This window comes from Vibrio caribbeanicus ATCC BAA-2122, assembly GCF_000165125.1.
Classification (GTDB): domain Bacteria; phylum Pseudomonadota; class Gammaproteobacteria; order Enterobacterales; family Vibrionaceae; genus Vibrio; species Vibrio caribbeanicus.
On record NZ_AEIU01000046.1, the window covers coordinates 62,042 to 70,806 of the forward strand.

The following is an 8,765-nucleotide window of genomic DNA, read 5'->3' on the forward strand; positions in this document are numbered from 1 at the left end:
TTCTCTCTGCTATGTCGCGCAGCTCCTTAGACAGAAAAATAGAAAAGTATTATTAAAGCTAACAGACCCTAGTAACGATTTAGTGCGAATAATTAAGATACTGAATACACAAATCATGAAAGGCCTGAGCTTGTGGAGACAGCGTTCGGTCTTTAAGGGTGAATAGACCGATTTGTCTTTCCAAAGGTGGATCGATAAGTGGGACCCAAACTAAACGAGTTTCGTTGGTCGGGAAAGCTAATTTGGGCAACGTCGTTACGCCAATTCCAAGCTCTAGCACTGAAAATAATGAGGTAATATTTTCAACCGAGTACAAAGCTTGTTCACTCAATGCTCTGGCAGGGGTGGGATCCAGAAGTGTACAAGTACCATTGCGAATAAATGGTTGTTCGAGGAGCATCTGCCATTCAATACCCTCTGGGTTTTTAGCAATTGGGTTATCTTTTAAACAGATGACACCTATCGGATCAGATAACAATGGAGTAAAGGAAATACCTCCCTCTTCTACGTGTGATGGATTCCCAAGCGCAAGATCCACTTCACCGGAATATAATCTATGTTCAACTCCTGCTGCATTATCATCGACTAAACTCACCTCAACATTCGGATACTTTTCACAAAATGCCCCCAAAACGCTGGGGATTAGTTTGGCTGCAACGGAGGGAACACTTGCTATTCTCACCTTACCTTGCTGACCTGCCGCAGTCGTTTTTAAGTCATTGTCAAAGGCATTATATACATTAAGAAATTGGATAGTTTTGGGCAAGCAAAGCGAACCAAAAGGAGTAAGTTTCGTTTTGTTTCCTGATTCAAAGAGCGGCTGACCGAGCCGTTTTTCTAACTCTTTTATCGAAGTAGACAATGCTGCTTGGGAACGATTGGCTCTGTGAGAAGCGGCGCGAAAGCCTCCTTCTTCGACCACCATCACAAAATGTTGTAATTGTTGAAGCTTGATACTCATTTTAAAACTGTCACCATCCCTTTAAACATCGTAATCACCACACCCTGATAAGTTTTTTTTATCATTTGTAAAAAATTTACCGTTAGATTTATCGCATGTCAATGTGCAGTATTTAACGAAATTTACACAATATGATTACAAGGCTTTGGAGGTCATGTGAATAACTCAAATCAAAAACACCCAGTAAAAACCGCTCTTTTTGCATCCAAAGCGCCCCTAGAATGGGCAGTTACCAATAATGGCACCCTATATACCGCACAGATCCCAATTGATGATAAGGGTGATGTTGTAGATGGTGGCATCGAGGCTCAAACGCGACAAACTTTTAACAATTTGATTCATACACTCGAGTGTGCTGGCGAATCTCTTGATTCAGTTTTGCAAGTACTGATTTATGTCACGGATAGAGAGTACCTCAAAACGGTCAATGCCGTTTATGCCGAGCACTTTAACGCACCTTACCCAAATAGAGCAGCTATGGTGGTGGCAGGTTTAGCTCGCGAAGAAATGCTGGTGGAATTCGTAGTCTACGCCAGTGTAAGTGAAAATAACTAATTGAATTTTAATTATATGATGGCTTTCTATAAGCGATCATATTAGAGATTTAAAAGGAATAAAATATGTCTTTCATCAACAACATAAAAGTGGAAACTGCCTTATATATTGGTGGGGAGTGGCAAGCTGGCATTGATACCATCAGTAACATTAACCCTTCAGACGTCAGTGAAGACCTTGGTCAGTTCGCCCAAGCGAGCCAAACGCAAGTTGAACAAGCGATTCAAGCAGCAAAATTAGCCCAACCAACATGGGAAAAGACGCCTCTCGAACGCAAACAAGCAGTGTTGCAGGCTATCGGTGACGAAATGATCGCACGATGCGACGAATTAGGAACTCTTCTTTCTCGTGAGGAAGGTAAGCCCTTTGCTGAGGGACGTGGAGAGATTTATCGTGCAGGACAATTTTTCCAGTATTTTGCAGCCGAGGTTTTAAGACAAATTGGTGATAATGCCGCTTCTGTTCGTCCAGGTGTATCTGTGGAAGTCACTAGAGAGGCTGCAGGCGTTATTGCAATTATCTCACCGTGGAACTTCCCGACGGCAACAGCCGCTTGGAAAATTGCACCAGCGTTAGCTTTTGGCAACAGCGTTATATGGAAGCCAGCCAATCTTACTCCTGCAAGTGCAGTAGCACTTACGGAGATTATACATCGTCAAGGGTTGCCAGCAGGTACATTCAATCTCGTATTAGGAAGTGGAGCTGTAGTGGGCAACACTTTGATAAGCTCAACACAAATTGATGGTGTAAGTTTCACGGGCTCTGTTGATACTGGGCGAAAGGTTGCTGCTGCAACAGCGCCAAACTTTGTTCGCTGTCAACTGGAGATGGGCAGTAAAAATGCTTTGGTTATCGCTGACGACGCAGACATTCAAGTTGCAGTAGAAGCAACCATTGCGGGTTCATTTTCTGGTGCAGGACAAAAATGTACAGCGTCCTCTCGTTTGGTAGTTATGGATAGTATTCATGATCGCTATGTTGACGCACTGATAAAAAGGATGAGTGAACTTAAGGTTGGACATGCCCTTAAAGAAGGCATTTTCATGGGGCCTGTTGTTGATGAAAATCAACTGAATGCAAACTTTGAGTGGATAGACAAAGCCCGTCATAGTGGCGCTGAGCTTGCTTTTGGCGGAGAGCGTTTGTCATTAGAGCATGATGGCTACTATATGTCGCCAACACTATTCCTGAACACGAAGAATGATTGGCAAGTGAACCAAGAAGAAGTGTTTGCTCCTCTTGCTAGTGTCATACGTGTTGCTGACCTCGATGAAGCGATTAGCGTTGCCAATGATACTCGATTTGGTCTAACTGGAGGGATCATCACCCAGAGTTTACGCAGCAGCGCAATATTTAAAGAGCAGATTCAAACGGGCTGCGCCATGGTGAACTTACCGACGGCTGGTACTGATTATCATGTGCCATTTGGTGGAAGAAAAGAATCAAGCTTTGGCCCTCGAGAGCAGGGACAATATGCGAAAGAGTTCTACACTGTGGTCAAAACGACTTACCAACGTCCTTATTAATCACCACTGTGGGTAGCAATATTTCGTTGCTACCCAATCCAATCAATAGAGATGTAAAGAGGTAAGTATGTACCAGCATGGAATTGTTATCGACGGCTTGCAGTATTGCAACTGGAATAGAGAGTACTTTCAAACTTTAAAGGCGAGCGGTATTAATGCTGTACATGCCACCATTGTATACCATGAAAATGCACGGGAAACGCTCTCACGTTTTGCTGAGTGGAACGCCCACTTTGAGAAAAACTCAGACCTGATCATGCCCGTTCATTCTATGCAAGATGTCGAGCTTGCAAAAGAACAAGGAAAGGTCGGCATCTTTTTTGGGGCACAAAACTGTTCACCAATCGATGATGAGATTGGCCTTATTGAAGTCATGCGCAGGCAAGGTCTTTTGATCATGCAATTGACTTATAACAACCAGAGCTTGTTGGCTACTGGGTGTTATGAAAAAACCGACACGGGAATCACTCGATTTGGTAAACAAGCCATCAGTGAAATGAATCGAGTTGGAATGATCATTGATATGTCACACAGCGCTGAACGTTCGACCTTAGAGGCGATAGATCTTTCATCACGGCCAATTTGTATCAGTCATGCTAACCCAACATTTGCTCACAAAGCTTTGCGTAATAAATCAGACACGGTTCTCAAAGCACTCACTGAGCGAGGAGGATTGCTAGGATTCAGCCTTTATCCTTTTCATCTACCGAATGGTAGCGCGTGTTCTTTAGAAGACTTTTGCCAAATGATAGCTCGAACGGCTGATATGGTTGGAGTTGAGCATCTCGGAATTGGTAGTGATTTATGTCTAAACCAACCGCAGCAGGTTCTGGAATGGATGAGAAACGGTCGCTGGTCCAAAGCGATGGATTATGGAGAAGGTTCTGCAGCGAATTCAGGTTGGCCTGATGCGCTACCTTGGTTTAGTGGCAGCCAAGGAATGGAAAATATATATAACGGATTAATACGTCAGGGATTTAATGAATCAGAGGCAGGGAAAATACTAGGTGGTAATTGGTTTGACTTTTTAAGTGAAGGCTTAAGTCCGACTCAATAATGAATTGCTTACCGAGCACAAGGAAGAGCCTGTTAAACATATTATAAGAGGGCAGGCGATACACTCACTTTAGTTCGTTTTTACGACTAAAATACGTCTGGAGTCAGAGAATGTCTGATCTAACCAATAGTATCAAAGTTTCCACTGAGGCGGGCAGCCGAAGTGAGAAAACCCGAAAACACAACACAAATCTAACTACTGCAAATGCTTTTGAGAGGCTGGGACTTAATACTCCTGTTTTTTGGTACAGCGGGGGCTTTATTGCTGCATTTGTTGCCCTAGCTCTTATTGACAGCGACTTATTGTCGAAAGTAGTTAATTCAGGTTTCGCATGGTCCGTTGATGTATTTGGTCCATACTGGCAAATATTGCTTCTGCTTACCTTTATCATCAGTTTGTGTTTGGCTGCTGGCCGAACAGGATCTGTCGTACTCGGAGCGATTCCGACCCCAGAATTAGGCGGCTTCCGCTGGATGTCAATCATTTTCTGTACACTTCTTGCTGGTGGGGGAGTGTTTTGGGCCGCTGCGGAACCGATAGCGCATTTTGTTAGCCCTCCTCCACTTTATTCCGATACCGATAATGCTGAACAAATCGCGTTCAATGCATTGTCTCAATCTTTTATGCACTGGGGTTTCCTTGCTTGGGCAATCGTCGGTAGTTTGACATCCATTGTTGTGATGCACCTTCATTACGATAAAGGCTTGCCATTGAAGCCAAGGATTTTACTTTATCCTCTGCTCGGTGAAAGAGTGTTAAAAGGACATCTTGGTGCCGCTATTGATGCGTGTTGTATTGTTGCTGTTGCTGCAGGCACTATAGGTCCGATTGGTTTCTTAGGCTTACAAGTGAGTTATGCGCTCAATGTACTTTTTGAAATCCCTGATGGTTTTACTACCCAATTAATCATTATTTTATTTGCAATCGCTTTATACACTTTGTCAGCATTAAGTGGCCTTAATCGAGGCATGCAAATGCTCAGTCGTTACAATGTAATTTTAGCTGTCATCCTGATGTTTTATATCCTGATATGCGGCCCAACTGACTTCATTGTTAACGGTTATATCCAAGGTGTTGGCACTATGCTCGATAACTTTATCCCTATGGCAACTTATCGAGGTGATGAGGGGTGGTTGAGTTGGTGGACGGTGTTCTTTTGGGGGTGGTTCTTAGGCTATGGTCCAATGATGGCGATTTTTATTGCCAGAATATCTCGCGGACGTACGATTCGCCAAGTGATTGGTACTATTAGTATTATTGCGCCTCTCACAACATGTTTCTGGTTCACTATTGTAGGAGGCTCTGGTTTAGCGTTTGAAATTGCTGATCCGGGAGTCGTTAGTAAGGCTTTTGAAGGCTTTAACCTTCCAGGGGCACTGCTTGCTATCACTCAACAACTACCACTGCCATTGTTTATCTCGATTTTATTTCTAATTCTGACAACAATTTTTATTGTAACAACCGGAGATTCAATGACTTACACCATCAGTGTCGTCATCAGTGGTGAAACAGAACCGAATGCACTGGTACGAACTTTTTGGGGTGTAGCCATGGGGATTACCGCCCTTATTCTAATTTCACTGGGGTCGGGAGGAATTACTGCACTGCAGTCTTTCATTGTCATCACTGCGGTACCAGTTTCATTAATTCTTCTGCCATCGTTATGGAATGCACCACAAATAGCGGTGCGAATGGCGAAACAGCAGGGACTATAGACTCTTTACTAACCATGAGTGTGCGATAGGCCCAATCGTGCACTCCTCAAAACATTATAACAATTAGGGGTGAGCAAAATGGACGCATATCATTCTGATTATAATACAACTCAGTTACGCGGTGCTGATGTGGTCATGTCTCCGCAGCATCTCGGCGCAATGCATCAAACTAGAATAAGTTTTGTACGAAGTTTGATTCGTAAGATGGCTCAGCAGCAATGGGAGCTGACAATCTTTGATTGGCAATTATCATCAGAGGGGTATGGTCATGTCATTTATCAAATGACCACACCAACAAACCTCTACCACTTGGTCGTATTTTGTGACGAGATTGATGATGAAGATCGAAATGACCGTGTTATTGCTGAAAAGTGGGATGTCACTTTTGCTTTTGTACAAGGTGCGGTTGACGTTAATTTACTGGAGCAATTACGAGCCAACGTACCTTTGCAAGAAGCGGGAAGAAATCCAAATAATGTGTTAGTTCTGGCGAGAGCTAATAAGAGTGTTCGTGTCTTTGATCATATCGTTGATGCACTATCTAAAGGTGCTCAACCCACAGCTGAAGAGTTAGCAAGTGTTGGCTATATACTCCGAACAACAGCAGTGTATGGAAATGGAAAATTTGGTATTGCAGACTTTAAGCTACTTGAGGACAACCCCGACTTTAGCCAGTCATTTAGCTGTCAAATGTGTGCCGTTTATTTGCTCCGACATTTCAGTTTAGATTGGGTTCACTATCTTGCCGAATGTAAGGGAAAAGAAAAAGCAATTCGGCTTGATAAAAGGTTGCAACGTTATTTGGGCATCGGTAATGCGACAGGCCTTGGTATGGCTCCATATTTAATTACTCATCCGTGTATCGTCGATCAATGGCTTACTATAAGAGAGAAAGCTATCACAGAAGTAATGACCATGCCATATCATGCAGATAAATTGCAGGAATTGCTGACTCTATTAGCAAAAGCAAGATTACATCTTCAGCAAGTTATTACGATCAACACTGAACAAGATGCGCTAAATCAAGCCGCGATATTGGAGCTCGATTCTTTGATTGAACAGTTGCCTAAATTCGATCGAAAAATTCATATTTGGGCAGATTTGATGGAGACGATATTATCGTTTAGCTTTGAAACTCAGGAAATTATTTTGTCTTGCCTGATGGAAATTTACCCGGATATCGTAGATCCCTTTGCGTTACAGATGAATACACGAGAAGAACTGACCATTCCTGGGGGTAAAAATACAGGGGATCTATTGGAACTTCTCGAGCACAAATATCAATGGGCAATAAAAATAGACTTTTCATTGCCTGAAAATACCTATTGGTTTTGGTATCGCTCTCAAGATAAAGAAGAGCCTAGGCTCGGTGTTCGCGGTGAGGAACCGGGCGAAGAGCGTGAGCTGCCATTAGACATCGCTCGGCAAGTCAATGAGCTGTATTCCACTCTCATGAACTATTCCACAGATCTACCCGTCGCGGAGTTTCTTCTCGAAAATCCCCATTATCGTTCAATAACTCGGCGAGTATGGACAATGGGCAATCGTGTCATGGGCGACATTCAAATGAACGTACTTAGAAAAGATGCGTTACCCATGCATCTATTACGCTGCAAACTATCTATGTTTGGTGCTACCAAGTTTGATCCTAGGTCAGACCGTTGGGTTCGCGTAACGTTTTTTCAGGGGGCGCCTCTTTATGATGAAGTCAGTGACCCTAACCTAGCGGACAATTGGCTGTTTCCTATTATGCCAAGCGGTGATTTAGCTCTCAGTGCTTGTGATAGTAACAATGGAGGTGATCTGTGATCGTCTCTCATAATGAGTTGGTTTCTTGTGTCAGTAAGGCGTTTCTGGGAATGCGCCGCAGTTGCGGAGAAGCTGACGTTATCGCCGGCATGGTAGCTGATTTACAAATGGTAGGATTGGACGGGGTTCGACATTTCAACAAGGCCAGTCCTTTTCTTGGCGTCGATAAGGATTGTGCGGTCTCAATTTCTTATGTCTCGAAGCAGAATATCGTTGTCGATCTCCACCATGGAAGTGTCGCTTGTCACTTACCTGCAATTTTGGATTATGCGGTTGAGAAACTCAGTGAGTCTGCGTCACTGACGATTGACCTCCAGCAGTGTCATAATCGCTGGCTCGGTTATAGTGAGTTGGTTAGGCTAGCGGCCAAAGGTATTGCTTGTCGAGCACAATGGGTAAATGGTTCCAGCCCTCAAAAAACATTGTATGTCCTAAATCGTGGTTGTGTTGCTCCAGAGGTGTTTTTCTCTGAACAACTCAAAAGCAGTGATGTGGATTTTTATTCTATGTCTATTGAGCTTTCTTTATCTGACTTTGATCTCAATGAAAGCTCAAAAGACTACTCGATTCATACCTTGAGTAAGGATTTGCTGGGGGCTCAAAGACGAGCTTGGCGCGAAGGAATTGAAGTGGATGATCTGCAATGGCAGATTTTAAAGAAAGCCGCAGAAATCTTTCTTGTAGAGAACAGCGAAAAGTCTATGCAAGGCGCGGGTGGGGTCGTTTAGCTTCATCTATTATTTGCCCAAGTATTGTTAGGTAACTTGGGCAAACGTTCAGCTATTACCACAACTATCAGTTTCGATACCCTAAGACAAAGCCAAATATGATAAGCCCACCATTACATACTTGGTTGAGTCTCGTTTGCATTCTACTGGCCAGAGTTTGCAATCTCTGAGAAGAGAAGAAAATTGCGACCATAGAAAACCACAGACCATGTAACATCACCATATAGAGACCATAAACAATAGCAGTGAATGTAGTTGATAAGGAAAGAACCTGACTAAAAATACTTAAGAAAAATAACATTGTTTTTGGGTTCAGAGCATTACATAAAAAGCCTTGTTTAAAGGAATCAAACCTTTTTAATTCACTTGCTTTACCTCGAGGTCCATCCTCGCTTTCATTCTTGTGATGAAAAC

The 8,765-nt window shown here is 43.1% G+C and carries 8 protein-coding genes; 6 read left to right on the top strand and 2 right to left on the bottom strand.

The features are described 5' to 3' along the window. Window positions 1-79: 79 nt before the first annotated feature. On the bottom strand, window positions 80-961 hold the full coding sequence (locus RH40_RS04235) for a LysR family transcriptional regulator (protein WP_009600121.1): 882 nt from the start codon (window positions 959-961) through the stop codon (window positions 80-82). A gap of 156 nt (window positions 962-1,117) precedes the next feature. Here RH40_RS04235 and RH40_RS04240 point away from each other — a divergent pair, with 156 nt between their 5' ends. The 6 genes from RH40_RS04240 to RH40_RS04265 all read left to right on the top strand — a co-directional run bounded on the left by RH40_RS04240 (window position 1,118) and on the right by RH40_RS04265 (window position 8,351). Continuing rightward, entirely contained in the window at window positions 1,118-1,516 is a 399-nt protein-coding gene (locus RH40_RS04240) for a RidA family protein (protein WP_009600122.1), read from the top strand. Window positions 1,517-1,581: 65 nt separating this feature from the next. Then, window positions 1,582-3,042, top strand: coding sequence for an aldehyde dehydrogenase family protein (locus tag RH40_RS04245; protein WP_009600123.1), 1,461 nt, complete (start codon window positions 1,582-1,584; stop codon window positions 3,040-3,042). A 67-nt stretch (window positions 3,043-3,109) separates the two neighbouring features. Beyond that, window positions 3,110-4,099, top strand: a complete 990-nt coding sequence (locus RH40_RS04250) for a membrane dipeptidase (protein WP_009600124.1) — start codon at window positions 3,110-3,112, stop codon at window positions 4,097-4,099. A gap of 110 nt (window positions 4,100-4,209) precedes the next feature. Continuing rightward, window positions 4,210-5,814, top strand: a complete 1,605-nt coding sequence (locus tag RH40_RS04255; protein WP_009600125.1) for a BCCT family transporter — start codon at window positions 4,210-4,212, stop codon at window positions 5,812-5,814. Between the two features lie 78 nt (window positions 5,815-5,892). Beyond that, window positions 5,893-7,623, top strand: a complete 1,731-nt coding sequence (locus tag RH40_RS04260) for a hypothetical protein (RefSeq protein WP_009600126.1) — start codon at window positions 5,893-5,895, stop codon at window positions 7,621-7,623. Beyond that, entirely contained in the window at window positions 7,620-8,351 is a 732-nt protein-coding gene (locus tag RH40_RS04265) for a DUF3726 domain-containing protein (RefSeq protein WP_009600127.1), read from the top strand. Before RH40_RS04260 ends, RH40_RS04265 begins: the two co-directional genes overlap by 4 nt. A gap of 67 nt (window positions 8,352-8,418) precedes the next feature. On the opposite strand, the gene RH40_RS04270 is transcribed toward RH40_RS04265, so the two are convergent. Further along, window positions 8,419-8,765, bottom strand: a 347-nt coding sequence (locus RH40_RS04270) for a LysE family translocator (protein WP_009600128.1), incomplete at its 5' end; no start/stop codon positions are given.